The sequence below is a fragment of the Methylotenera versatilis 7 genome, from assembly GCF_000799165.1.
GTDB lineage: Bacteria > Pseudomonadota > Gammaproteobacteria > Burkholderiales > Methylophilaceae > Methylotenera_A > Methylotenera_A versatilis_A.
The window spans coordinates 261139-284410 of the sequence record NZ_JUGF01000001.1; the positions used below are offsets into that span (position 1 = coordinate 261139).

Annotated in this window: 22 protein-coding genes; 11 read left to right on the plus strand and 11 right to left on the minus strand. The window is 42.8% G+C overall.

What is annotated here, in order from left to right; all coding sequences use genetic code 11:
* Position 1 precedes the first annotated feature (1 nt).
* The 8 genes from K370_RS01065 to K370_RS01100 form a co-directional block, all read right to left on the minus strand.
* A complete protein-coding gene (locus K370_RS01065; protein WP_200883410.1) occupies positions 2-268 on the minus strand; it encodes a FixH family protein in 267 nt (88 codons plus the stop codon).
* A gap of 46 nt (positions 269-314) precedes the next feature.
* Positions 315-1790 (minus strand): cytochrome c oxidase accessory protein CcoG, encoded by a 1476-nt coding sequence (gene ccoG, locus K370_RS01070; protein WP_081977130.1) that lies wholly within the window; start codon positions 1788-1790, stop codon positions 315-317.
* Positions 1787-2704, minus strand: coding sequence for a cytochrome-c oxidase, cbb3-type subunit III (gene ccoP / locus K370_RS01075; RefSeq protein ID WP_047537169.1), 918 nt, complete (start codon positions 2702-2704; stop codon positions 1787-1789). The genes ccoG and ccoP overlap by 4 nt, the downstream gene beginning before the upstream one ends.
* A gap of 54 nt (positions 2705-2758) precedes the next feature.
* Positions 2759-2902 (minus strand): cbb3-type cytochrome oxidase subunit 3, encoded by a 144-nt coding sequence (locus K370_RS01080; protein WP_047537172.1) that lies wholly within the window; start codon positions 2900-2902, stop codon positions 2759-2761.
* A 21-nt stretch (positions 2903-2923) separates the two neighbouring features.
* The gene (gene ccoO, locus K370_RS01085; protein WP_047537175.1) at positions 2924-3550 is read right to left on the minus strand and encodes a cytochrome-c oxidase, cbb3-type subunit II; all 627 of its coding nucleotides are present in this window, start codon (positions 3548-3550) and stop codon (positions 2924-2926) included.
* Between the two features lie 9 nt (positions 3551-3559).
* Positions 3560-4996, minus strand: coding sequence for a cytochrome-c oxidase, cbb3-type subunit I (ccoN, locus tag K370_RS01090; RefSeq protein WP_047537178.1), 1437 nt, complete (start codon positions 4994-4996; stop codon positions 3560-3562).
* Between the two features lie 365 nt (positions 4997-5361).
* Complete coding sequence (locus K370_RS01095; RefSeq protein ID WP_047537181.1) at positions 5362-5643, minus strand: hypothetical protein; 282 nt, start codon at positions 5641-5643, stop codon at positions 5362-5364.
* A 243-nt stretch (positions 5644-5886) separates the two neighbouring features.
* Positions 5887-6156 (minus strand): hypothetical protein, encoded by a 270-nt coding sequence (locus K370_RS01100; RefSeq protein ID WP_047537183.1) that lies wholly within the window; start codon positions 6154-6156, stop codon positions 5887-5889.
* Between the two features lie 172 nt (positions 6157-6328).
* Here K370_RS01100 and chrA point away from each other — a divergent pair, with 172 nt between their 5' ends.
* Both chrA and K370_RS01110 read left to right on the plus strand, forming a co-directional pair.
* Positions 6329-7714: a chromate efflux transporter gene (chrA, locus tag K370_RS01105; RefSeq protein ID WP_088177646.1), complete on the plus strand. Its 1386-nt coding sequence runs from the start codon at positions 6329-6331 to the stop codon at positions 7712-7714.
* 97 nt (positions 7715-7811) lie between these two features.
* Positions 7812-8357, plus strand: coding sequence for a glutathione peroxidase (locus K370_RS01110; RefSeq protein WP_047538703.1), 546 nt, complete (start codon positions 7812-7814; stop codon positions 8355-8357).
* Between the two features lie 107 nt (positions 8358-8464).
* Here K370_RS01110 and K370_RS01115 read toward each other — a convergent pair whose 3' ends face one another.
* Positions 8465-9274 carry a pyruvate, water dikinase regulatory protein gene (locus tag K370_RS01115; RefSeq protein WP_047537189.1) on the minus strand — a complete coding sequence of 270 codons (810 nt, stop codon included), beginning with the start codon at positions 9272-9274 and terminating at the stop codon, positions 8465-8467.
* A 38-nt stretch (positions 9275-9312) separates the two neighbouring features.
* On the minus strand, positions 9313-11688 hold the full coding sequence (ppsA, locus tag K370_RS01120; RefSeq protein WP_081977131.1) for a phosphoenolpyruvate synthase: 2376 nt from the start codon (positions 11686-11688) through the stop codon (positions 9313-9315).
* 225 nt (positions 11689-11913) lie between these two features.
* On the opposite strand from ppsA, the gene K370_RS01125 reads away from it, so the two are divergent.
* The 9 genes from K370_RS01125 to K370_RS01165 all read left to right on the plus strand — a co-directional run bounded on the left by K370_RS01125 (position 11914) and on the right by K370_RS01165 (position 22284).
* On the plus strand, positions 11914-12927 hold the full coding sequence (locus tag K370_RS01125) for a beta-ribofuranosylaminobenzene 5'-phosphate synthase family protein (protein WP_047538709.1): 1014 nt from the start codon (positions 11914-11916) through the stop codon (positions 12925-12927).
* Between the two features lie 81 nt (positions 12928-13008).
* Positions 13009-13896, plus strand: coding sequence for an NAD(P)-dependent methylenetetrahydromethanopterin dehydrogenase (locus K370_RS01130; protein ID WP_047537192.1), 888 nt, complete (start codon positions 13009-13011; stop codon positions 13894-13896).
* A 14-nt stretch (positions 13897-13910) separates the two neighbouring features.
* Positions 13911-14996, plus strand: a complete 1086-nt coding sequence (locus tag K370_RS01135; RefSeq protein WP_047537195.1) for an ATP-grasp domain-containing protein — start codon at positions 13911-13913, stop codon at positions 14994-14996.
* 103 nt (positions 14997-15099) lie between these two features.
* Positions 15100-16062, plus strand: a complete 963-nt coding sequence (mch, locus tag K370_RS01140) for a methenyltetrahydromethanopterin cyclohydrolase (RefSeq protein ID WP_047538711.1) — start codon at positions 15100-15102, stop codon at positions 16060-16062.
* Between the two features lie 10 nt (positions 16063-16072).
* Positions 16073-16966, plus strand: a complete 894-nt coding sequence (locus tag K370_RS01145) for an ATP-grasp domain-containing protein (RefSeq protein ID WP_047537198.1) — start codon at positions 16073-16075, stop codon at positions 16964-16966.
* 15 nt (positions 16967-16981) lie between these two features.
* Positions 16982-17866, plus strand: coding sequence for a triphosphoribosyl-dephospho-CoA synthase (locus K370_RS01150; protein ID WP_047537200.1), 885 nt, complete (start codon positions 16982-16984; stop codon positions 17864-17866).
* A 56-nt stretch (positions 17867-17922) separates the two neighbouring features.
* Entirely contained in the window at positions 17923-18606 is a 684-nt protein-coding gene (locus K370_RS01155) for a response regulator transcription factor (protein WP_047537202.1), read from the plus strand.
* Positions 18607-18674: 68 nt separating this feature from the next.
* Entirely contained in the window at positions 18675-20312 is a 1638-nt protein-coding gene (locus K370_RS01160; protein ID WP_235272645.1) for a FecR domain-containing protein, read from the plus strand.
* A 31-nt stretch (positions 20313-20343) separates the two neighbouring features.
* Positions 20344-22284 (plus strand): CHASE2 domain-containing protein, encoded by a 1941-nt coding sequence (locus K370_RS01165; RefSeq protein WP_235272646.1) that lies wholly within the window; start codon positions 20344-20346, stop codon positions 22282-22284.
* Here K370_RS01165 and K370_RS01170 read toward each other — a convergent pair.
* Complete coding sequence (locus K370_RS01170; protein ID WP_235272647.1) at positions 22244-23101, minus strand: GGDEF domain-containing protein; 858 nt, start codon at positions 23099-23101, stop codon at positions 22244-22246. The two genes, K370_RS01165 and K370_RS01170, sit on opposite strands and share 41 nt — an antisense overlap.
* Positions 23102-23272: the final 171 nt, after the last annotated feature.

The following is a 23272-nucleotide window of genomic DNA, read 5'->3' on the forward strand; positions in this document are numbered from 1 at the left end:
GCTACGGTGTTGTCTTATCTTGAGTTGGCTTGATTCCGGTAGCCGCATTATTCCTTGCTTGCAATGCTGGCGCCATTGAGTCGCGCTGTGCATCCAGCGTTTTGTTGATCTCCATGCCTTTTCGATAGTAATCATTGATTACAGGGTCTGGAGTGCCAATTGCCAGGTAAACGGTAATGATTGATGCAATAACCACCACTAATGGCCCGGATATGACGAGCCATACATATCCGAAATTCCACCAAGATTTACTATCATTTATTTCCATTGGACACTCCTTTGGTTGCAGCTAATTGTTAATATTCAGGCTCTGGTTATCTTGGGACAAGAAATATAGATTTTTCTGTCACAGTTTCTTTGCTTTGCAGTGATTTGATCTCAAACTCAACAGGGTAAGAACCAGGTTCGACCGAACCATCCGGAATCTCCAAACGTAACGAAAGCCAACGAGACTCAGCAGGTTTTACAATGACGTCTTGATTGATTTCTGTACCGTCCACTTCAATGAGTAAACCCTTAATTCCCGTAGCGTTAAGTTGATAATGTTGAATAGACTCTGTCCCATTCATGATTTGCAGGCGATATACATTTTCCAGCATGCCTCCATCGGCCAGGCGTGCCATTACACCTCGATCTCGTATTACATCAACGCGGAAAGGCGTTCTTAACCATAAACTAGCCAGTAAGGCGGAAACTAAAAAAGCCAGTATTGATGTATAGATGATGACGCGTGGTCGCAAAATACGTTGCATCATTTGTTTGTGTGACCATTTATTGGTCATGGTATTTTGTGTGGAGTACTTGATCAGCCCTCGTGCATAGCCCATTTTATCCATGACTGTGTCGCATACATCTGCGCAAGCACCGCAGCCGATGCACTCATACTGCAAACCTTTGCGAATGTCGATGCCAGTAGGGCAAACCTGCACACACAAGCTGCAATCGATGCACGAACCTAGCGTTTTACTTGTTTCAAGTTTGCGCGACCGGCCTCCCCGTGGTTCTCCCCGCGCTTCATCGTATGTCACAACCAATGTGTCATCATCAAACATGGCACTTTGAAAACGTGCGTAAGGACACATATATTTGCACACTTGCTCACGCAAAAAACCAGCATTACCGTAGGTAGCAAAGCCATAAAAACATACCCAAAATGTTTCCCATGGGCTGATATTCAAATGGATAAGTTCGTTTGCTAACGCTCTGATCGGTGTGAAATAGCCAACAAAAGTAAATCCAGTCCACAATGCAAATGCAATCCAAGCAAAATGCTTACAACTTTTTTTGACCAATTTTTTTGTGGTCATTGCAGCTGTATCCAGTTTCATGCGGGCGGCTCGGTCGCCTTCAATCTTGCGTTCAATCCATAGAAAGATTTCAGTATAGACCGTTTGAGGGCAAGTATAGCCACACCATAACCGTCCGGCTATGGCAGTAAAAAGGAAAAGCGATAGGGCGGAAATGACGAGAATTGCTGTTAAATAAATCAAATCCTGTGGATACAGCACTAAGTTGAAAATATAGAAGCGTTTAGTTTCAAGATCAAACAGTAATGCTTGGCGGTGCCCCCAGTTTATCCAGGGTACACCATAAAAAAATAGCTGGGTCAGCCAAATCATGACCCAGCGCCATTTAGTAAAGAACCCCGAAGTGCTGCGCGGATAAATTTTTTCTTGTGCTTCGTAAAGAGAAATGACGACTTCAGTTAAGGGCGTCGTTTTCTCTAATGTTTTAGTCGCATTTTTACCCTGTATTTTAGGTGCAGCTTCTGTTGGGGAGACATCTTTCATTTCTCAGTTTTGCCAGCCTTATTAGACAAGCCCCAAACATAGGCAGTTAACACGTGTATTTGTGCCGGGGTAAACTTTTCCCCTTGTGCTGGCATCTGGTTGGTTTTACCTTCATTGATCATGCGAATAATTGCCGCTTCACCTGCGCCATGCAACCAAGCATTATCCGTTAAGTTTGGCGCGCCAATCTCCGGATTGCCTTTACCATCCGGGCCATGGCAAGCTGCACATATCGCAAACTTTGCTTTACCTAGCCCTGCACGTCCTGAGTGATACATGCTGCCTGATAGACTCAACACATAATTAGCTACATTTTTTACATCATCGGCATTGCCGACTGCAGCAGCCATAGGCGGCATCATTCCCGTACGGCCATTGGTAATCGTTTCCTGTATTTTTTCCGGACTTCCACCATGCAACCAATCATGATCAGTCAAATTTGGAAAACCGCGACTTCCACGCGCATCTGAGCCATGACATTGTGAGCAGTTATTCATAAATAAGCGTTCACCAATAGCTTTGGCCTCTTTATCAGTGGATAAAGCTTCCACTGGCATGGCAGCATATTTTGCATACAGTGGCGCCAATGCTTTGTTTGCCTCTGTCATTTCCTGTTGATATTGCTTTTCCTGAGTCCAGTCTAATCTACCTTTGTAAGTGCCCAGTCCTGGGTATGCAATTAGATAGATTATGCTGGCGACAATCGTCAGGATAAATAACCATACCCACCAACGAGGAAGTGGGTTGTTCATCTCTCGTAAGTCTTCATCCCATACGTGACCGCTGGTTCCATCATTAGAACTGGTTACTTTTACTTTGCTTGTCAGCCATAGCAATAGTGCACAGCCAAAAATACCAAGCAAGGTAATGGCTGTGATGAGAATAGGCCAAAAATTACTCGTAAAATCACTCATGTTATTTTTCCTTATGTTTTCTTTACATCAAGTTTTCTTAACCATTAAGTTTGCTTAATTTTGGTCGTCAGTAAACGGTAGATTTGCTGCATCTTTAAAGCCTGAGTTTTTTTGATTACGCCAAACCCAAATCATGATTCCAACAAATACGACAAAGCTGGCAACGGTAGTTAATATACGAAGTGTATTCATATCCATTTTTCGTCTCCCTATGTATCTCTACTTAAGATGAGTGCCTAATATTTGTAGATAAGCAATCATTGCATCCATCTCGGTTTTGTCTTTAACATCCTCGGCTGCACTGGCGATTTCCGCATCTGTGTATGGCACACCCACTCGACGAAGTGCGCGCATGGATGCAGGCATTGATTCAGCTTCAACCATGGTTTTCTCTAGCCAGGGATATGCTGGCATAAGTGACTCTGGCACGAGATCACGGGGATTTGCCAAGTGGATGCGTTGCCATTCATCGCTATATTTACCACCAACGCGATGCAGGTCTGGGCCTGTACGCTTACTACCCCATTGAAATGGGTGGTCGTAGACGAACTCACCTGCGACTGAATAATGTCCGTAGCGCAAAGTTTCTGCGCGGAAAGGGCGAATCATTTGCGAATGGCAGTTATAACAACCTTCTCGAACGTATATATTGCGCCCAGCCAATTGCAGTGAGGTATATGGCTTCAAACCTTTAATTGGCTCTGTAGTGGATTTTTGGAAGAATAGTGGCACTATTTCTACAATGCCACCGAATGCGACGACTACAAGAATCAGCACAATCATTAAAAAATTGTTGGTTTCAATCTTTTCGTGACTAAATCCGGTATTGCTGTTTTTATTAGACATAACTCCCCCTTAAGAATGAGCAGCAACTGGTGGTATGTAAGCCAGGGCAGGTTTGCCACTAGTTGCTGTCTTAAGCACATTCCACAACATAATAATCATGCCGCTTAGATATAACGCTCCTCCCAAAAGACGCGTCAAATAATATGGGTGCTTGGCTTTCACACTTTCAACAAAGGTATAAGTGAGTGTGCCGTCAGTATTGATAGCACGCCACATTAAGCCTTCCATCACACCTGATATCCAAAGGGCAGAGATGTAAAGCACAATGCCTATCGTTGCGAGCCAGAAATGCCACTCAATCGCTGCGATGCTGTGCATTTGTTTTTGTCCGAATAGGCGAGGCACCATGTAATAAAGAGCGCCCATAGAAACCAAACCTACCCATCCCAATGCGCCTGAGTGTACATGGCCAACGGTCCAGTCGGTGTAATGTGAAAGAGAGTTAACCGTTTTAATTGCCATCAATGGACCTTCAAAAGTACTCATGCCATAGAAAGACAATGAAACAATTAGAAAACGTAATATCGGATCTGTGCGCAGTTTGTGCCAAGCACCCGAGAGCGTCATAATACCGTTGATCATTCCACCCCAGCTAGGCGCTAACAGTATCAGTGAGAACGCCATACCTAGAGACTGCGTCCAGTCAGGTAAAGCGGTGTAGTGCAGATGGTGAGGTCCGGCCCACATATAGGTGAAAATCAACGCCCAAAAATGCACGATTGATAAGCTATACGAATACACAGGGCGACCTGCCTGCTTAGGAACGAAGTAATACATGATGCCCAGGAAGCCAGCAGTCAGGAAAAAACCGACAGCATTATGGCCATACCACCATTGCACCATCGCATCCTGTACGCCTGCATAGGCAGAATAAGATCGCCAGAAACTGACTGGCGTAGCTGCACTGTTTACAATATGCAGTAAAGCAACTGCTAGAATGAATCCGCCAAAGAACCAATTCGCAACGTAGATATGATTTACTTTACGCTTGCTAATCGTGCCAAAGAATACAACGGCATAAGCTATCCAAACTGCTGCAATCAAAAGATCGATAGGCCATTCCAGTTCGGCATATTCTTTTCCTTGCGTATAACCTAAAGGAAGGGAAATTGCCGCTGCCACGATGACAAGCTGCCATCCCCAGAAAGTAAACGCGGCTAGTTTTTTACAGAATAACTCTACTTGGCAGGTACGTTGCACTACATAATAAGAGGTTGCAAATAAGGTACAGCCACCAAAAGCAAAAATTACAGCATTGGTATGCAGAGGGCGTAGACGGCCAAAACTTGTCCAAGGCAAGCCTAAATTAAGCTCTGGCCAGACAAGTTGGGCAGCAATAATTACGCCTACCAACATGCCTACCACACCCCAAATTACGGCCATGATAGAAAATTGCCTTACAACCGAATCATTATAGGCGGTTGTTTTTACATTCTGGTCTTGCATTTATTACCCCCGTATTGCTTATTGATTAACTACGTTTCGATAATTATTTGTGAGTTTTACAGGTGACATTTTGTCGTAAGGGGCTGTAGGGCAATTTGATATAAATCAATCTTACGCAGAATACGCTTGCCTTCTGCTTCAATATCCTAAGGTAGCGTTGTGAGTTGCGGCGTCAATTAAGAAATGACTGATACTTAATGAGCTGTCAATGACTCAGTCAAGAGGTGTATTTGCTACGAAACTTTCATTAAGTAGATTCGTTTGGCAAATGCGGGGGTTGGGTTTTGAAAGCCATTGTAAATGGATAGCTAAATAAAAAGCCCTGCAATGAGGGCTTGATAGAACTGGTGATGCTAGGGTTGATGCTACTTTTGATTGACGTCAACGCCACCGTCTTTGGGTTGTTCAGTCGTATTTTTGCCTTTTGGTCTGTTTTTATTATCTTTTTTATGATGCTTATCGCCAGTTTGTTTAGCATCACTATTCTCAACAGGCTGAGGTTCAAGGTAATTGCCATGGTCAGTGGCCTCTGGCACTTTATCCTTTTGTGTCTGTGCTGGCGGGCCTTCATCCACAGGTGCCGCGATAACCTGTGCAGAAGTGAATGAAATAAATGTAACCGCGATTAATGTCTGCAATCTGTTCATTATGTTCTCCGTAATCTCCAAAAAAATGAAATAACCTAAAAATTAATTTAGGATAAATAGACCTTAACTGAAGTTTCTGAGAGTGAATGTAAGGGATTGGCTGAAAGTTTTGTCAGAATTCTTTGACATTGAAAGACATAAAGCCTACCAGTTTATTGGCAGGCTTTAATGGGTGTTGTTTGGTTTAATTGGCTGTTGCCAGATATTTGCTGAATATCTGTTTAGCTATCTAAAAACGCACAATTATTTTAATACTGCCTTATTCACCGTTTGGATTAAATTATCGTTATTTGCTTTTTTTGAGCCAAGTTTAGTTGCGCTGGCATTGGTGGCAGTAGCTGCTGCTGGCTTAACTGCTTCCACTTTATTCACAATTTGTGATTTCATGTGGCTGGATGTGTCATGCGTTGGTTCTTGAGTGCAGCCGCCCATAACGGTGGTCTGGCAGGCATTTGCGATTGTAGATGTTGCACATGCAACAGTGAAAACAATGGCAATTAGACTAAATTTCATGATTATTCCTATTAAAATTAAAAAAATGAATATACAGACAAGTTTATATAACCATTATTATAAATTTTAATTATTTCAGTTGCATTAAAAAATTGTAATCCAAATGTAATTAGCCTTAATTTGCTTGTAATAAAAACAATGTCTAATCGGTTATTATTAAAGTGATATGGAAATGCCATTGAATGACCAGCAAATTAAAGCCGAGCTTAATGATGGCGATATGCCCAATATGCCGACTTTAAAACAAGCATTCTGGTATTGGTTAAAGTTGGGCTTAATCAGTTTTGGCGGACCTGCTGGGCAAATCAGCATCATGCACCAAGATTTAGTTGAAAATAAACGCTGGATTTCTGAAAAACGTTTTCTACATGCGCTTAATTATTGCATGCTGTTGCCGGGCCCGGAAGCGCAACAGCTAGCCACATATATTGGCTGGTTAATGCATCGTATATGGGGTGGCTTAATTGCTGGTGGCCTATTTGTACTGCCATCGCTGTTTATCTTAATTGCCTTAAGTTACATTTACATGCGCTTTGGTAATCTGCCTGCTATCGCTAGTATTTTGTACGGAATTAAACCGGCAGTGGTTGCAATCGTGTTATTTGCAGCTCACAAAATGGGTTCGCGAGTACTTAAAAATAAAGCACTTTGGACAATTGCAGGGTCTTCATTTATTGCCATTACTTTCTTTCAGGTACCTTTCCCATTCATTGTAGGGGTCGCCATATTGCTGGGGTTAATCATTAATCATTTTCAGCCAGCATTACTGACTGCATCTGCAGACCATTTGGCGGCGCAAAAAAGTAATGGTAGTGCACTAATTGATGACAATACGCCCACGCCTGCCCACGCTCGATTCAGGCTCAAAAAATTTGTCAGAGTGTTAGCGGTTGGCATCGGTATTTGGCTATTGAGTATGTTGGTATTGGTGCTGCAATATGGTTGGGATGCCACATTGACGCAAATGGGATGGTTTTTTACTAAAGCCGCTTTATTTACTTTTGGTGGCGCTTATGCAGTTTTGCCTTATGTATTTCAAAATGCAGTTGAGCATTATCAATGGCTGACCGTCACACAAATGATGGATGGCTTAGCTTTAGGTGAAACCACGCCGGGACCGCTGATTATGGTGGTCACTTTTATTGGTTTTGTTGGCGCTTGGACACAACCTTTTTTTTGCGCTGATAATGCATTGTTTTCAGCGATTTTAGCGGCATGTGTAGTCACTTTCTTTACATTTTTACCTTCGTTTGTTTTTATATTTTTGGGCGCACCATTGATTGAATCGACGCAAGATAACGTAAAGCTGACTGCACCATTAATGGCCATTACGGCGGCAGTTGTTGGTGTCATTGTTAGTTTAGCCTTATTTTTTGCAGTACATATTTTCTGGCCAAAAGGTGATTTGTCATTCAATCATGTCTTGATTAACTTAGACTGGTTAGCATGTGGGCTAACGTTGGCAGCAGTAATGGCATTGTTTAAGTTTAAATTGAGCGTGATAAAGTTAATTGGCATTTTTGCTGTCATAGGCTGGTTTCTTCATACTTTATTTTGAGTTGAGTTCTAGCAAAAGCAACGAACGATTAAGCCCGTTTTCAGTCTGTCAGACATGCCGTTAAATTATTTTAGAAGACACAATAATGAACATCAATATGAGAATAAATTTAGCAACCAGTTTAATTGGGCTGTTTGTTTTGGGGGCTAGTGTGGCAGCGAATGCAGCAGTTTGCCCAGAGTTGTACAATCATCAATACACGACATTGCAAGGCGACAAAATTAACCTGTGTGATTATCAGGATAAGCCGATATTAGTCGTGAATACGGCGAGTAAATGTGGGTTTACACCACAGTTTGAAGCGCTGGAAGGGTTGTATAAAAAACATAAAGCACAAGGCTTGTTAGTGGTTGGTTTTCCTTCTAACGACTTCAAGCAAGAACCGGGTGACAATAAAGCCATTGGCGATTTTTGTAAATTGACTTATGCCGTAAATTTTCCAATGACAACTAAAAGTTCGGTGTCAGGCGCAAACGCCAATTCTTTTTATAAGCAATTGGCACAGAAAACTGGCCAAGTGCCTAAGTGGAATTTTTATAAATATGTGATTCTGCCGGGCGGTAAAGAGGTGTATGCATTTGAAAGCACTGTATTACCGGACTCTGCTGAAATTATCGGTAAAATAAAACCATTTTTAAAATAAATGGTTTTTAATATAGGTAATATGAAATAAAAAAGAGGCTTAAGGCCTCTTTTTTATGATTTTAATGACGTTAATTCAATCATTTTTAAAGTTAATCGCTCAGTCGTCTATTTTGCGGGTTGGCGTGTTTTTTGCAAAATGATTGCAGATAACTCTTCAATTGAGCGGCTGGTTGAATCCGCCCACGTAATGTTGTTGTTGCGCATGAGGTTTTCAGCGGTGGCGATTTCTTTGCGACAGTTCTCCAGTGATGCATAAAAACTATCTGGTCTGCGCTCAGAGCGCACAGAATGTAGGCGTTCCGGTTTAATGGTTAACCCAAAAATCTTATCAATATGTTTGTACAATACTTCAGGCAGTGTGCCACGCTCAAAGTCTTCAGGAATCAGTGGGTAGTTTGCCGCTTTAATGCCAAATTGCATGGCTAAATAAATGCTGGTTGGGGTTTTTCCGCAGCGTGATACGCCGATCAAAATCACTTGTGCTTCATCAAGGCCAAAATTTGTCATGCCGTCATCATGCCCAAGCGTAAAACTAATGGCTTCCATACGCTCGTGATAATTAGTGCCCATCACGCTATGCGCAATGCCTGCACCAGTGAGCGGTTTTTGGTCTAATTCCAAACCCAATGGGTCAATAAACGTGGTAAATAAATCAATAAAGTAGGCGTTGGCTTGTTTTAAGCTGTTACGTAACTCCATGTTACCTAAAGACATAATGACAGTTGGTCTGGCATTATCTTCTTCGGTGGCGTGTGATATGGCATCTTTTGCCAGCTGAATTTTTTCTAAAGTGTCGGTAAATGGCATCCGTACTTGTTTAAAATTGGTGCGTGGAAAATGCTCCAGTAGCTTTCCCAAAGCACTAGCGGTAATGCCAGTGCCGTCAGAAATAAAAAACACAGTACGGTGATCCATTAACTATAACCTTTATTTTTCAGCTTTATTTTCTAGCTTTATTTCTTGGTAAGACGCTGCCAAGTCGCAACCACGGTATCTGGGTTAAGCGATACAGATTGAATGCCTTCAGCAACCAGCCATTCAGCAAAATCAGGATGGTCTGATGGGCCTTGGCCACAAATGCCAACGTATTTGCCCAAACGATTACAGGTGCTAATCGCCATTTTTAATAATGCTTTTACCGCATCGTTACGCTCGTCAAAGCCATCAGCCAAGATACCAGAGTCTCTATCCATGCCCAATGTTAGTTGCGTTAAATCGTTAGAGCCGATTGAGAAGCCATCGAAGTATTCTAAGAACTGTTCAGCTAACAGGGCGTTAGAAGGGATCTCGCACATCATGATTAAACGCAAGCCATTTTCGCCGCGCTTAAGGCCATTCTCAGCCATGATATCAGTCACGGCTTTAGCTTCAGCCAAAGTGCGCACAAAAGGAATCATTAGTTCAACGTTAACTAAGCCCATTTCATCGCGTACTTTTTTCATGGCAGTACATTCCATGGCAAAACACTCTTTAAAGTCTTCTGCCATATAACGTGCCGCACCACGGAAGCCAATCATTGGATTTTCTTCATCTGGTTCGTAAATATCGCCGCCAACCAATTTTTTGTATTCGTTTGATTTGAAATCAGACGTACGCACAATCACTGGTTTTGGGTAGAAAGCAGCAGCAATAGTTGCAACACCTTCCGCAACTTTATCAATATAAAATTGTTTAGGTGATGCATAACCGCGCGCGCGCGTTTTAATGATGGTTTGAATGGCTTTTGGCATTGCATCCACATTTAAAATCGCTTTCGGGTGAATACCAACCATGTTGTTAATCACAAATTCCAATCGCGCTAAACCAACGCCATCATTGGGGATTTGCGCAAAACTGAATGCCATATCAGGATTGCCGACGTTCATCATGATTTTGCAGGGCGGTTTTGGTAATGCGCTGTTTGCTTGTGATGATACTTCAAAATCTAACGCACCGTGATAGACAAAACCGGTTTCGCCCTCAGCACATGAAACGGTGACAATTTCGCCTTCGCGCAATAAATCAGTCGCATTAACAGAGCCAACAATCGCTGGAATACCCAATTCGCGCGCGATAATCGCTGCGTGACAAGTGCGGCCGCCACGATTGGTCACCAAAGCAGAAGCGCGTTTCATTACAGGCTCCCAGTTTGGGTCAGTCATATCGGCGACCAATACATCACCTGGTTGTACTTCATGCATTTGTGCAGGATCTAAAACAATTCTAACCGGGCCAACACCTACTTTTTGTGTCACTGCACGGCCTGCAACTAATGGTATAGAAGAGTGCTTCTGTAGCTTGTAAGATTCCGTTACGTTTTTCAGTGATTCTTGTGATTTCACTGTCTCTGGACGTGCTTGTAGAATATACAGTTTGTTATCTAAACCGTTTTTGCCCCACTCAATATCCATCGGACAGCCATAATGCGACTCAATAGTCATGGCGTAGGTGGCTAATTCTAAAATATCTGCATCCGATAATGAGTACACGTCTGCTTGCGCTGGATCCACATCTACCGTCAGTGTGCTTTTGCCTGCTTGCGTGGCATCGCTAAATACCATTTTAATTAATTTAGAGCCCATGGTGCGGCGCACAATCGCTGGTTTTCCAAGCGCTAATAATGGTTTGTGCACGTAAAACTCATCAGGATTTACCGCGCCTTGTACCACTGTTTCGCCCAAACCGTAAGATGACGTGATAAACGCCACATCTTTAAAGCCGGATTCCGTATCAATAGTAAACATCACGCCAGCACAGCCGATGTCTGAACGCACCATTTGTTGCACACCAGCTGACAACGCGACATCTGCATGGACAAAACCTTTATGTACACGGTAAGAAATCGCACGATCATTATATAAAGAAGCGAATACTTCTTTGATAGCATGGTTAATGTTATCCAAACCATGAATGTTCAAAAAGCTTTCTTGTTGGCCGGCAAATGAAGCATCAGGCAAGTCTTCTGCTGTGGCAGAAGAGCGCACTGCGAAAGTTGTACCAGCGGCAGAATTGTCAGTCAGGCGTGCATAGTTTTCAGCAATTGCAGCAGTTAATGCTGGTGGAAAAGGTGCATCCATCATCCATGTGCGAATTTGTGCACCGCAGATTGCTAGCGCTTGCGTGTCATCTGCATTTAAATTATCCAGCAAATCATTGATTTTTTTATCTAAGCCATCTTGTGCTAAAAACTCACGGAATGCATGAGCGGTTGTAGCAAAACCAGTCGGCACGCGTACGCCTTTGGCTTTTAGCTGTGAAATCATTTCGCCTAAAGAAGCATTTTTACCACCAACTGATCCTACATCTGTATTACGGAGCTGTTCAAATGGAACTACGTGAGCTGCTGACATGCTGAAATCCCTTAATTTTTTACAGAAAAACTAGATTAATAGTGCTTTATAAATATGCACACTATTGATTGTTAAATGTTTATGTTCGTTATTGTGCCAAAATAGCCCGTTAATGTCACGTTACATCAGTAGCTCAACTGGACTAAAAGCAGCTAAATTGTCATGGTTTTGTTCGTTTAAGCTAAAATAATGGAAATAGTTAAGCGCAGAATAGCCAAGCACGTCATGAATAATTTAAATCTTATACCTTGTGAAAAATTGCAGTTGCAACAAGTGACAGTAACGACTACAGCACGTTTACATATGGGGTTTGTCGATTTAAATGGCAGTAAAGGCCGAATGTTTGGTAGTTTGGGAGTGGCTTTAAATGCACCGGCAACTCGATTAACAGTTGCTAGAGGTAAAAAAACGTTAAATGTGGCTAACGGTGACGATTGTGTTGATAAAATCGTTGAAAATATCAAAAAAAAGCTAAATGTTGAATTGGATATTTCGGTTGAAATTCATGAAAAGATAACTGAGCATGCGGGGTTAGGTTCTGGCACGCAGATGGCTTTAGCGATTGGTACAGGCATTAATGCCTTGTTTGATTTAAATCTAACGACTGCGCAATTAGCTGCTATGACAAGCAGGGGCCGTCGTTCCGGTATTGGTATCGGTACGTTTGAGCAAGGCGGTTTAGTATTTGATGGTGGCAGGAATACATATCAAAATAATCCACAAGAAAATAACCGACAATCCCCACCGATAATTGCGCGCCATGATTTTCCACAAGAGTGGCCAATTTTGTTGATGATGGATAACGATGACCAAGGTATATTTGGCGATGCGGAATTGCAAGCTTTTGGGACCTTGCCTCATGCAGATTTAGCCACTGCGCAAGCGTTAAGTCACCGCGTGTTAATGCAAGCATTGCCCGCAATTGTTGAGCGTGATTACGCACAATTTTCTCAAGCGATTCATGCCTTGCAATTAGCGACAGGCGCCTATTTTTCTGCTGCGCAAGGTGGACATTATAAAAGTGCGAAAGTGTCGGAAGCGCTCGGTTATTTAAACACCCAAGGTGTGATATGTGCGGGGCAAAGCTCTTGGGGGCCAACCGGGTTTGCCATATTTGAGAATGACGATATTGCCAATAAAATGTTGAATCAATTACAGCAGAGGTTTTCTAAATTCGGCCAGCTGCGCTTTCAATTGATGCGCGCTAAAAATACCGGCGCTACTATTCAGTTAGGCTAAGCGCTTATTTAAGTAACGTTAATATTTAAACGTAGCTGTAAAGTAACTCATATTAAGTCCATCCTATAAAGATAAATTATCATGCAAAAAGTATCTATATTACATTTGATTACCGCTGCTAAAAACGCCAGTCCGTTTGACGTAAATATGGCGTATGACGCGGGTTTTGACAAAATTATGCCTTATACCAATGTGGTGTTAAATGAGGTTGCAGGGCTTACGCAGGATGCGATTTTTTCGCGCAGTCCTTCAGGCGTAAAACGTGAGGCGCTATTTATTGGTGGGCGCGATATTCATCTGGCATTGACCATGCAGCAAGCCACGAAAAATGCCATGTTCACACCGTTTGAAATGTCTACATTTGCAGATCCGTCTGGCGCATTTACAACAGCGGCAGCCATGCTGGCTAAAGTGGATACGGTACTAAAAAACAATCAACAAGAATTAGCTGCACAAACCATTGCTATCTTGGGTGCAGGTGGAGCAGTTGGCAGCACAGTTGCCTTAATCGCCGCTTCATTGGGCGCCACAGTGCAATTGGTGGCACACAAAGAATTAGCGCAAATGCAGGCCTACGCAGCAGAGTTGGAATCAAAGTATGGATTAGCTCTGCAAGTGGTTGATGGTACTGATGATGTAAAGAAAACACAGATTGTGCAAACTGCAACGGTCGCTATTTGTGCGGCAGCAGCAGGTATTAGGGTATTGGAACTGGCGCATTTTATTACCTCTAAAACGCTTAAGATTGTGGCGGATGTGAATGCGGTTGCACCTTCTGGCGCAGCTGGCGTCGATGTGATGAGTGATGGACAGTTAATTGCAGATACACAGATTTTTGGACTGGGTGCATTGGCGATTGGCCAGTTAAAATATAAAACACAGCAAGCGATGCTGCAACAAATGCTGGAAACGGAGCATCCAGTGCATCTGGCTTATAACCACGCATTTGATATCGCCAGAGCTTTCTAAGTCATCTTTTAGTTGTGGTAAATACAATCATTATTGCGGCAATTTCCAGTCGCAGTTATGTGCAGGTGGCGGTTGATGCTGGTTTTGACGTGATTGCAATCGATGCATTTGCAGATGTGGACACGCAAAATCTAGCGGAAAAAGTGATTCAAATTGAGGTGAATTACGGTCAATTTGATGCACATCAATTATTAGACGCTTTAAATCGAATAGACTTAGATCATTGTATAGGGTTGAGCTACGGTGCAGGTTTTGAGGCGCAGCCTGAGTTACTAGATCAAATCGCTTTATTGTTACCTGTCATTGGCAACAGTGCGGAAGTGCTGGAGCAATGCAAACAGCCGAAATCATTTTTTGCGCTGTGTGATGCATGCAACATGTTCTATCCGGAAACGGTGTTCAAAAAACCAATCAATACGCTGGGTTGGCTGCAGAAAACGATTGGTGCAAGTGGTGGCGAGCATGTTAAATCCGCTTTACCTTTAGAATTAGAGTCTGCAAACCAAGTGTATTACCAGAAAAAACAGTCAGGTACACCCGTTTCTTGCCTGTTTTTGGCGGATGGTAAAAATGCCCTTGTGCTAGGTTTTAATGAGCAATGGTGTAGCCCGACACTATTGTCGCCTTATCGCTTCGGTGGTTTGGTTAGCCACACACTGTTGAGTGAAGCTGCTCAAAATAAACTAACGGCATTTGTGCAGATAATGACCCAGAAGCTGGTATTAAAAGGCTTGAACAGTTGCGATTGCCTTGTGCAAAATGACGATGTATTGATGCTGGAAATCAACCCGCGCTTAAGTGCCAGTGTGGGCTTATATCAAACCAAGCGTGGCAATTTATTTACAGCACATGTGGATGCTTGCTTGGGGCGATTAGATAGCTGGCCGGTTGTAAACAAACAGTCGCGCGCATTGCAGATTGTCTACGCCGGTAAAACTGCAAAAGTGTCAGCAAAAATGGATTGGCCAGCATGGGTGTGTGATATTCCACAACCCAATAGTGAGATACCGGCGGGTGCGCCGATTTGTAGTGTGATTGCGGAAGCGCGTACGGCAAGGTTAGCCAAGCACAGAGTATTAGAAAGAGTAGCTAGCCTGTGATACGCTTCAGGCTTTACGATTTCAGTTTTCATTACTTAATTTATCACTAGTTTAATTCATTAATTAAACTTAATAATCCAACAGTATGATTCAAAGCGAGCATATGTCACTTAGCAAAAATATCAGTATTAACCAATTATCTCAGCCCTTGGTTACGGCCTTAATTAACGATGCGAATGCACTTAATTTAAACGTTTACCCGCATGCGACAGGCGCAACAATTGTTGATGCTGGTATTGAAGCTACGGGCGGTTTAGAGGTTGGGCGACGCATTGCAGAAATCTGCATGGGTGGTTTGGGGCAAGTCAGTTTTGTGCAGAATAGCCATTTTGAAAATTGGCCAGCAGGCATACAAGTCACAGCAAAAAATCCTGTCTTAGCCTGTCTTGGTAGCCAATATGCGGGCTGGGCTTTAAGTTTCGAAAAGTTTTTTTCGCTTGGTTCTGGTCCGGCACGGTGTATCGCGCAGCGTGAAGATATTTTTAGTGATATTCAGTACAAAGATTCTGCTAATAAAACTGTATTAATATTAGAAACAGACAAAATCCCGCCTGCCGAAATCATTGCAAAAGTAGTGCGAGATACTAATGTATCCGCTGAGAATCTAACTTTCATCTTAACACCAACCCGCAGCCTCGCTGGTACAGTGCAGATTGTGGCGCGTGTATTAGAGGTGGCCTTACATAAGTTGCACACATTGCATTTCCCCTTAGAACAGCTTGTTGATGGCATCGCCTCTGCGCCGTTGCCGCCACCCAGTCCGGATTTTTTAACTGGAATGGGGCGTACGAATGATGCGATTTTATTTGGTGGTTTTGTGCAATTGTTTGTGCAGTCCACGGATGAGGCCGCAAAGCAATTAGCAGCAGATTTACCAAGTAACGCTTCAAAAGATTATGGCAAGCCGTTTGCGCAAGTATTTAAAGCGGTGAATATGGATTTTTATCAAATTGACCCGCTATTATTTTCACCAGCAAAAGTGACTATCACCAATTTAACCACAGGCAATAGTTTCTTTGGAGGCGCATTTAACGAGGCTTTATTAAATCAATCGTTCGGTGCTTAATGAGTCTTAAATGCGCATTCCGATTTTTACCGATGAAGTGGAAACTAAAGGTGGCTGGCATGGCACGCAATTAGCTAAAGCTTTTGCTGTGCGCGGGGTTGAAGCGGTTTTTGTTTCGTTAAGAGATTGCGTGATTGATTTATCGCAAGACCTTGCCAAAAATTCTCAATTGCCCATTCAAATCCCCCATTTTAATGCCTTACCCAAAACCGTTTTTGTGCGCGGTATTGCGGGAGGAACTTTGCAGCAAATTACCACGCGCTTGAATATATTGCATATGCTGAGAATGAAGGGGACTGTTGTTTACAACGACGGTAAAGCGATTGAGCGTACCGTTGACAAAGCCATGACCAGTTTTTTACTGCACCAAGCTAGCATAAAAACGCCACAAACCTGGGTGTGTGAGTCCAGAAAAGTTGCACATGAAATCATCGCGCATAAAACAGTTAACACCAGTAAACAGTTAATTATTAAGCCTTTATTTGGATCGCAAGGGCAGGGCGTAAGACTTGTCAGTCAGCCATATCCTTTGCCGATGGATAAGTATGTGGATGGTGTTTTTTACTTACAAACATTGATTAAAGCTTCTCACGATTACCGTGTATTTGTAATCAACAATAAAGCAATTGCCGCTATACGCCGCAGTGGTGAAGGCTGGTTGCATAACGTAGCACTGGGTGCAGAGTGCGAGGCAATTGATGATGCAGATATTTTAAATTTGGCAGAACAAGCTGCCAAAGCCCTAGATATTGCTTATTGCGGCGTGGATATTATCTGCGATGCGGATGGCGCGCTTTACGTATTGGAAGTGAATAGTATTCCCGCATGGCGCGGTTTACAAAGTGTGACGCAAATCAATATTGCCCAAGCTTTGGTGGATGATTGTTTAAGTCATCTAAACTGATGAGATATAAATCTTATGTCTAGTATTAATCAACAGCCATTAAATCAACAATTGGCCCAACTTTTCAAGATGGCTTGTATCGCCGAGCTTGAGGCATTAAAACCTGGCAATGTGCATATTTTTGCAGATGGCCACGGCATGACTATCCATGACTTTATCAAAAGTGCCGAAGCGGTTTCTAGCGTAATCGCACAGGCGGATTTAAGTTTAGGCCAGCGTATTTTAGTTAGCGTGGAAGCGACGCAAAAATCAGTTTCCTGCAATACCAATTTAGGCATTATTTTATTGTGCGCGCCTTTAATTCATGCGGTTTTAACGCCATTGCAAGGTAATTTACAGCAACGTTTAAAACAAGTATTGCAGCAGACGACCACCAGCGATGCGCAATGCACTTTTGATGCCATTGCACTGGCTAATCCTGCGGGCTTGGGTGATGTAGCGCAACACGATGTGCGTCAGCAGGCTGGTTGCACTTTACTGCAAGCCATGCAAGCTGCGGCGGACCGCGATTTAATCGCCATGCAATATGCCAATGGATTTGAAGTGATTTTCAAGCTTGGCTTGCCAATATTGACTGAGGCTGATATTGAAAATAATACCGGTATGAATAGTGCGTGGTTAACGACAAAACTGTACCTGACATTGCTATCCGCCTTTGCCGATTCGCATATTGTGCGTAAGCACGGCGTAAGGGTCGCCGCAGATATTCAGCATCAAGCCAGCCAACATTTAACAATGTTTAACATTTCAGATAGCCCTAAGCTGTATCAAAGCAAGTTGCTTGCATGGGATAATCGGCTTAAGCAACAACAGGTGAACCCAGGTACAAGTGCCGATTTAACGGTAGCGTGCTTGTTCGTGCGTGCGTTAAATAATAAGTTGATTCAATACGATGGTTAGCTAACGATTTGGCATGAGTTGCAATAAGAATAGTAAGAATAGGAAATATCATAGGGATGAAAATAGCATTTTTAGAAGACAATGAAAGTTTTGCTGAAGATATAGTACGTTCACTCACAGCGGCAGGGCATGAAGTACAACATTTTTTAATGGGGCGAGAGTATTTAAAAGCAGTTGTCAGCGATAAGTTTGATTTATGTCTGCTGGATTGGGAAGTGCCAGACATGAGTGGTGCAGAAGTACTTGCTAGCCTGCGGTTAAAAGGCAATACGCCACCTGTGGTTTTTTTAACCGGCAGAGATGCTGAAGAAGATATTGTGCAAGTGATGGAAGCAGGTGCTGATGATTATATTGTGAAGCCGCCAAATATCAATGTATTATTGGCACGAATTAGCGCGCTTCATCGCAGGGTTAATCCTAATAAAAATCAGGCAGAATCCATTAATCATGGTCAGTTGAAGATAGATCTGAACAAAAGAAAATTCGAGATTAACGCTCAAATTATCAAGCTGACAGAAAAAGAAACCGAGTTGGCGCTGTATTTTTTTGCAAATTTAGATGTTTTATTATCGCGTGCGCATTTAACCAAAGTGGTTTGGGGAACGACCCCGGATATTGATACGCGGACGATTGATGTGCATGTGAGCCATTTGCGTAGCAAATTAAAGTTATTGCCGCAATTTGGCTGGCGTCTGATTTCCGTTTATCATCAAGGCTACCGCTTAGAGCGTTTGGTATAGATTCTTTTGGATTTAGGTTGAAATTCCTGTTAGTTAAAAATAAATTTCAAGCCGATATGAATACTAAAATGCACATAAAAATCCCCTTTTTAAATGTAGTAAAGCAAACGCATTTCACACGTTCAATTTTGCTGTTAACCTTATTGGCGCCACAACTGAACGGCGGCGTCTTCGCCGCAGAGACTTCACCTGAATGGGTTTACAGTGTGCGTCCGCACGATACCTTGATTCATTTTGGTGAACAGCATTTAATCAATCCAAATGATTGGCATATTTTACAAAAATTAAATCGCATAAAAGACCCTTATCGCATGCCTATCGGCAGCAAAATTCGTGTGCCTCTGCATTTGGTTAAGCAAGGCCCTGCCAATGCAGAAATCGTATCAAGTGTAGGTACGGCTTTTATCCTGAAAGCCAATCAAACTAAACAGCTAGTTGTTGTAGGACAGCAGTTAAGTCCAGGTAGTGAACTGCAAACGGCAGATAAAAGTAAGCTCAACATTCGTTTTGCCGATGGTTCCATAGTGACGATGCAGTCCAATTCGACTTTGAAATTGGATAGTTTGAGCATGTATAGCGGTGGCGGTATGGTTGATACCAAGCTGCGCTTGCAACAGGGTAAAGTTGAAGTAGAAGCAAACCCTCAAAAAATGCAGGGCAATAACATGCAGATATTTACGCCGACTGCAGTAGCAGCCGTGCGCGGCACTGAATTTAGAGTGTCGACAGATGAGCAGCATATTTGGCAAGAAACCTTAGATGGACAGGTCGCGTTGTCCGCTGCAGGTGAAGAGGTAGCGGTTGAAAAAGGCTACGGTAGTTTGTCTGAAAATGGCCATGCGCCGCAGCCACCTGTTATGTTGTTGCCCGCACCCGATGTAAGTTCACTACCTGTCAAGCTAGCGACGTTGCCGGTTACTTTTACGATGCCTGCGCAGAAAGATGCTGTCGCTTGGGTTGGCAAGGTCTACAAGGAAGCACAATTGAATACCGTGCTAGCCGAGGCGGAAAGTCAGACTAGTCGTTTAGATTTTGGTGATATTGATGACGGGCAATATTATTTAGAAGTGCGTGCAAAAGATAGCAACGGTTTAGAAGGCTATGATGCAACGCATCCATTTACGATACGTACGCGTCTTTTGGCGCCCGAAGCTGTTTCGCCGCGTCAGGCAGAGGTTGTGAGGGAGCTTAAACCGGTATTAAGCTGGTCAGCGGCAGATATGGCTAAAACCTATTTGATCGAATTTGCTAAAGATGCGGAATTTAAAGATATATTGCAAACGGAGCAAGTAACCGTTAACCAGTTCATACCAAAAGATCCATTACAAATAGGTCAGTATTTTTGGCGTTTAGCCAGTGTGGACGGTGACGATGTTAGCCCTTATTCCGGTGTGAATCAGTTTAGCTATAAACCAGTCCCCCCCATGCCAGACATTAGCCAATTAGTTGCTAAAGTTGAAGAGAATCGGGTGTTTATTACAACGGTTGATCCGCCAGAAGGTTTAGCTTATGAGGCGATGTTAGACAATGAAATGAATAATCAAATCAATGTTTGGCAAGCCGTTGGTTTAGATGGTCATTTTGATTTCTTGCTACGTGAATACGGCAAACAAACTTTGAGGCTGCGCTTGGTTGATACCGATGGCTTTGCCGGGCCAGAAGCAAAAACAGCGTTCGATGCTTGGCCGCAATGGCGATTCCCTTAATTAAGGTGAGTACTTTTAGAAGAAACATCATTTGACCCGCATTCGTTTTAACGATTATGTATCGACAGCATTGATTTTGCTGTCACTGGTGGTGTTAATCCATGTAACCGGATTATTTTCGCGCGTCGATAACCTGATTTTTGATATAGGGCAGAAGCTTCATACAACACCTGCACCTAATGACATTGTTATTGTGGCGATTGATGAAAATAGCTTGTCCCGGTTAGGTCGCTGGCCTTGGTCAAGGCAAATCCATGCTGATTTGATTCAGCGCCTTAAACAAGAAAACACGCTCGCAATTGGCTTGGATATTGTTTTTTCTGAACCAGATCAATTAAATCCTTCGTCTGATATTGCACTGGCAGAAGCTATACGGCAGGCTGGTAATGTCGTGCTGCCAGTATTGCTAGAAACTGCGCGGGTGAACGGTCAATTGATTGAAACATTACCATTGCCTGATTTAGCAGAAAATGCGGCCGATTTAGGCCGTGTGCATGCGGTGCTGGATGAAGACGGTATTGCTCGTAGTGTTTATTTGTTTGAAGGTATTGGCACACCAGTTTGGCAACATTTTTCACAGGCGGTATTAAATGTTGCACTTAAGCAGCCTTCAAAAAATCAGTTTCAAGCCTCAATCTTTCAGCAAGATTCAGTTGCGAACAGTATGTTTTCTTTACAACAGCAACAACAAAAGAGAGTGAATTTCAGCGGGCCGCCAGATCACTTTTCTACTATTTCATATGCACAGGTTTTAAATGGTGAGTTTGCAGAAGATACCTTTAAAGACAAAATCGTGCTTATCGGTGCCACTGCATCTGGTATGAATGATTTATTGTCCACGCCCGTATCAGGGCTAGGGCAGCCAATGGCTGGAGTCGAGTTTCATGCCAACGTATTGGATTCGATGCGTACCGCAGGGCTGATTGATGTGGTGCCCATATGGTTGAGTCTATTGGTTTTAATTGCCCTGGCGTTGCTACCTTTGGTGTGGATGCCCAAATTATCCGCGTTAAGAGGACTGGTTTCAACATTACTATATTTTGTGTTGATTGGTTTGTTAGCAACCATTTTACCTAGGATGTTGAGTATTTGGATTCCGCCATCTGCCGCGCTATTGCCAGTATTAATTTCTTATCCGGTATGGAGTTGGCGCAAGCTGGAGGCAGCTCAACGTTATTTAGATCAGGAGTTGGCCTATTTAAAAAGTTTAATCCTTAAACCAGACGCAAAAGACCATGCTACACATAGCTATGACAGTTTTGATGCTCGCATTGAGCAAGTGCGTGTGGCGGGGCAGCAATTACGATTTTTACAGAATGACCGCAAAGAAGTATTGGCCTTTATCTCACATGACTTACGCGCGCCATTGGCGAGTGCCATGATGGTGCTGGAGGAGCATCAGCAGCTTAAATCAAGATTGTATGCGCCGCTATCTCAGGCGTTAAATTTGGCTGAAGACTTTTTACAGGCTTCGCGCGCTGAGATGAGCAGTCGTGCCGACTTTAAAGAGCTGGATTTTGCCGGTATTACGCATCAGGCGGTAGATGATGCCTATGAAAGCGCACTTAAGAAAAACATCACATTGGAAAGGGAGATTGTAGACGGCTTGGTGTGGGTGAATGGTAATTTTGGATTATTACATAGGGCTATTCTGAACTTGGTATTGAATGCTATCAAGTTTGCACCTGAATACTCTACAGTGTTAATTCAGCTCACTTATGCGAATCAACAAGCGGTGATGAGCGTGGTTGATTATGGGGCAGGTATTTCACCAGATGAGCAGAAGCAATTGTTTAAACGATTTAGCCGATTAAAAGGCGGCAATGCCGCACCGGACGGCGCTGGTTTAGGTTTGTATTTTGTGCATACGGTGGCAGAGAAACATCTTGGTAGCGTTGATGTGGACAGTGAGCTTGGACACAAAACCAGTTTTAATCTGCGACTGCCTGTGCTGAGCTATCAGCAGCATTAAACAGTGGCATATTAATCAGTTTTTTCGCAACATATAAATTATTGTCTGCGGCTGCAATCCAGTCATCTATATTGTCATATGGGCTACATTCTGCAAGACCGTAATGAAACGAGCTATGAAATTTGATCTGGCTATTTGTCGTGTGTTGAAAGCTTTCTGAAAGTTTTTGAATCCTTTCCAGCATTAGTTTGGCCTCTTTTTGATTGGTATTAGGCATTAAGATTAGCCATTCATCTCCGCCATAACGAAATAATTTATCACCAAAACGCAGATTATTCTGAATCATTAATGCGGTATTCATCAGCACTTTATCGCCAACATTATGACCCCACTCATCATTGATTTCTTTAAATTTATCTTGATCGACTAGTGCAATAGTGCAGGCCTGTTGATGGCGTTGGTTGCGGTTGAACTCTAACAGTAGATTGGATTTAAGTGTCAATCGTGTCAATGCGCCAGTTAGTGGGTCGCGCATTGTAAATTCACGCCATAATTCTTGATTCAGTTCTTTTGATTCCTGCATAAACAAATGCGCTTGTAGTTGGAACAGATTAAGTTGGTCAAAAATAGACAAACCAGAAAGCGGGTGATGGGCTTTGACGGTATCATCCCATGAGCTTTCTAAGCGTTGTTTTATATTTGTAAAGCTAGCGTTTAGATTTTCTGGCAGATTTAAATCATGTGAGGTCAATGCATCAAATTGATATAAATCGGACAGTGGAGGTGCGTTTTCGCCGGTTAAGATGCTACGCATCTTGGTGATTAACCACTGATGACGCATTAGTATCCACGTGTTAGTCGCCGACAATAAATTCATCGAATTGCTAGCAATGTCTTCTTCTGAATAATTCATTCTGCGTTAAGTTGTGATGTAGTCCCGTATGCTAGTGAATTTTAGTCACAGCGCTTATCAATACAAGATGTTTAACATTAATTAACATTCTAACAAAGGCTTGGCTGTGGGCAAAATTTAGCGCGGTGTTCAGTC

What these genes read in the sequence shown, in the direction of transcription:
- K370_RS01065 (WP_200883410.1), bottom strand. Translation starts at nt 268, where the DNA reads ATGGAAATAAATGATAGTAAATCTTGGTGGAATTTCGGATATGTATGG.
- ccoG (WP_081977130.1), bottom strand. Translation starts at nt 1,790, where the DNA reads ATGAAAGATGTCTCCCCAACAGAAGCTGCACCTAAAATACAGGGTAAA.
- ccoP (WP_047537169.1), bottom strand. Translation starts at nt 2,704, where the DNA reads ATGAGTGATTTTACGAGTAATTTTTGGCCTATTCTCATCACAGCCATT.
- K370_RS01080 (WP_047537172.1), bottom strand. Translation starts at nt 2,902, where the DNA reads ATGGATATGAATACACTTCGTATATTAACTACCGTTGCCAGCTTTGTC.
- ccoO (WP_047537175.1), bottom strand. Translation starts at nt 3,550, where the DNA reads ATGTCTAATAAAAACAGCAATACCGGATTTAGTCACGAAAAGATTGAA.
- ccoN (WP_047537178.1), bottom strand. Translation starts at nt 4,996, where the DNA reads ATGCAAGACCAGAATGTAAAAACAACCGCCTATAATGATTCGGTTGTA.
- K370_RS01095 (WP_047537181.1), bottom strand. Translation starts at nt 5,643, where the DNA reads ATGAACAGATTGCAGACATTAATCGCGGTTACATTTATTTCATTCACT.
- K370_RS01100 (WP_047537183.1), bottom strand. Translation starts at nt 6,156, where the DNA reads ATGAAATTTAGTCTAATTGCCATTGTTTTCACTGTTGCATGTGCAACA.
- chrA (WP_088177646.1), top strand. Translation starts at nt 6,329, where the DNA reads ATGCCATTGAATGACCAGCAAATTAAAGCCGAGCTTAATGATGGCGAT.
- K370_RS01110 (WP_047538703.1), top strand. Translation starts at nt 7,812, where the DNA reads ATGAGAATAAATTTAGCAACCAGTTTAATTGGGCTGTTTGTTTTGGGG.
- K370_RS01115 (WP_047537189.1), bottom strand. Translation starts at nt 9,274, where the DNA reads ATGGATCACCGTACTGTGTTTTTTATTTCTGACGGCACTGGCATTACC.
- ppsA (WP_081977131.1), bottom strand. Translation starts at nt 11,688, where the DNA reads ATGTCAGCAGCTCACGTAGTTCCATTTGAACAGCTCCGTAATACAGAT.
- K370_RS01125 (WP_047538709.1), top strand. Translation starts at nt 11,914, where the DNA reads ATGAATAATTTAAATCTTATACCTTGTGAAAAATTGCAGTTGCAACAA.
- K370_RS01130 (WP_047537192.1), top strand. Translation starts at nt 13,009, where the DNA reads ATGCAAAAAGTATCTATATTACATTTGATTACCGCTGCTAAAAACGCC.
- mch (WP_047538711.1), top strand. Translation starts at nt 15,100, where the DNA reads ATGTCACTTAGCAAAAATATCAGTATTAACCAATTATCTCAGCCCTTG.
- K370_RS01145 (WP_047537198.1), top strand. Translation starts at nt 16,073, where the DNA reads ATGCGCATTCCGATTTTTACCGATGAAGTGGAAACTAAAGGTGGCTGG.
- K370_RS01150 (WP_047537200.1), top strand. Translation starts at nt 16,982, where the DNA reads ATGTCTAGTATTAATCAACAGCCATTAAATCAACAATTGGCCCAACTT.
- K370_RS01155 (WP_047537202.1), top strand. Translation starts at nt 17,923, where the DNA reads ATGAAAATAGCATTTTTAGAAGACAATGAAAGTTTTGCTGAAGATATA.
- K370_RS01160 (WP_235272645.1), top strand. Translation starts at nt 18,675, where the DNA reads ATGCACATAAAAATCCCCTTTTTAAATGTAGTAAAGCAAACGCATTTC.
- K370_RS01170 (WP_235272647.1), bottom strand. Translation starts at nt 23,101, where the DNA reads ATGAATTTATTGTCGGCGACTAACACGTGGATACTAATGCGTCATCAG.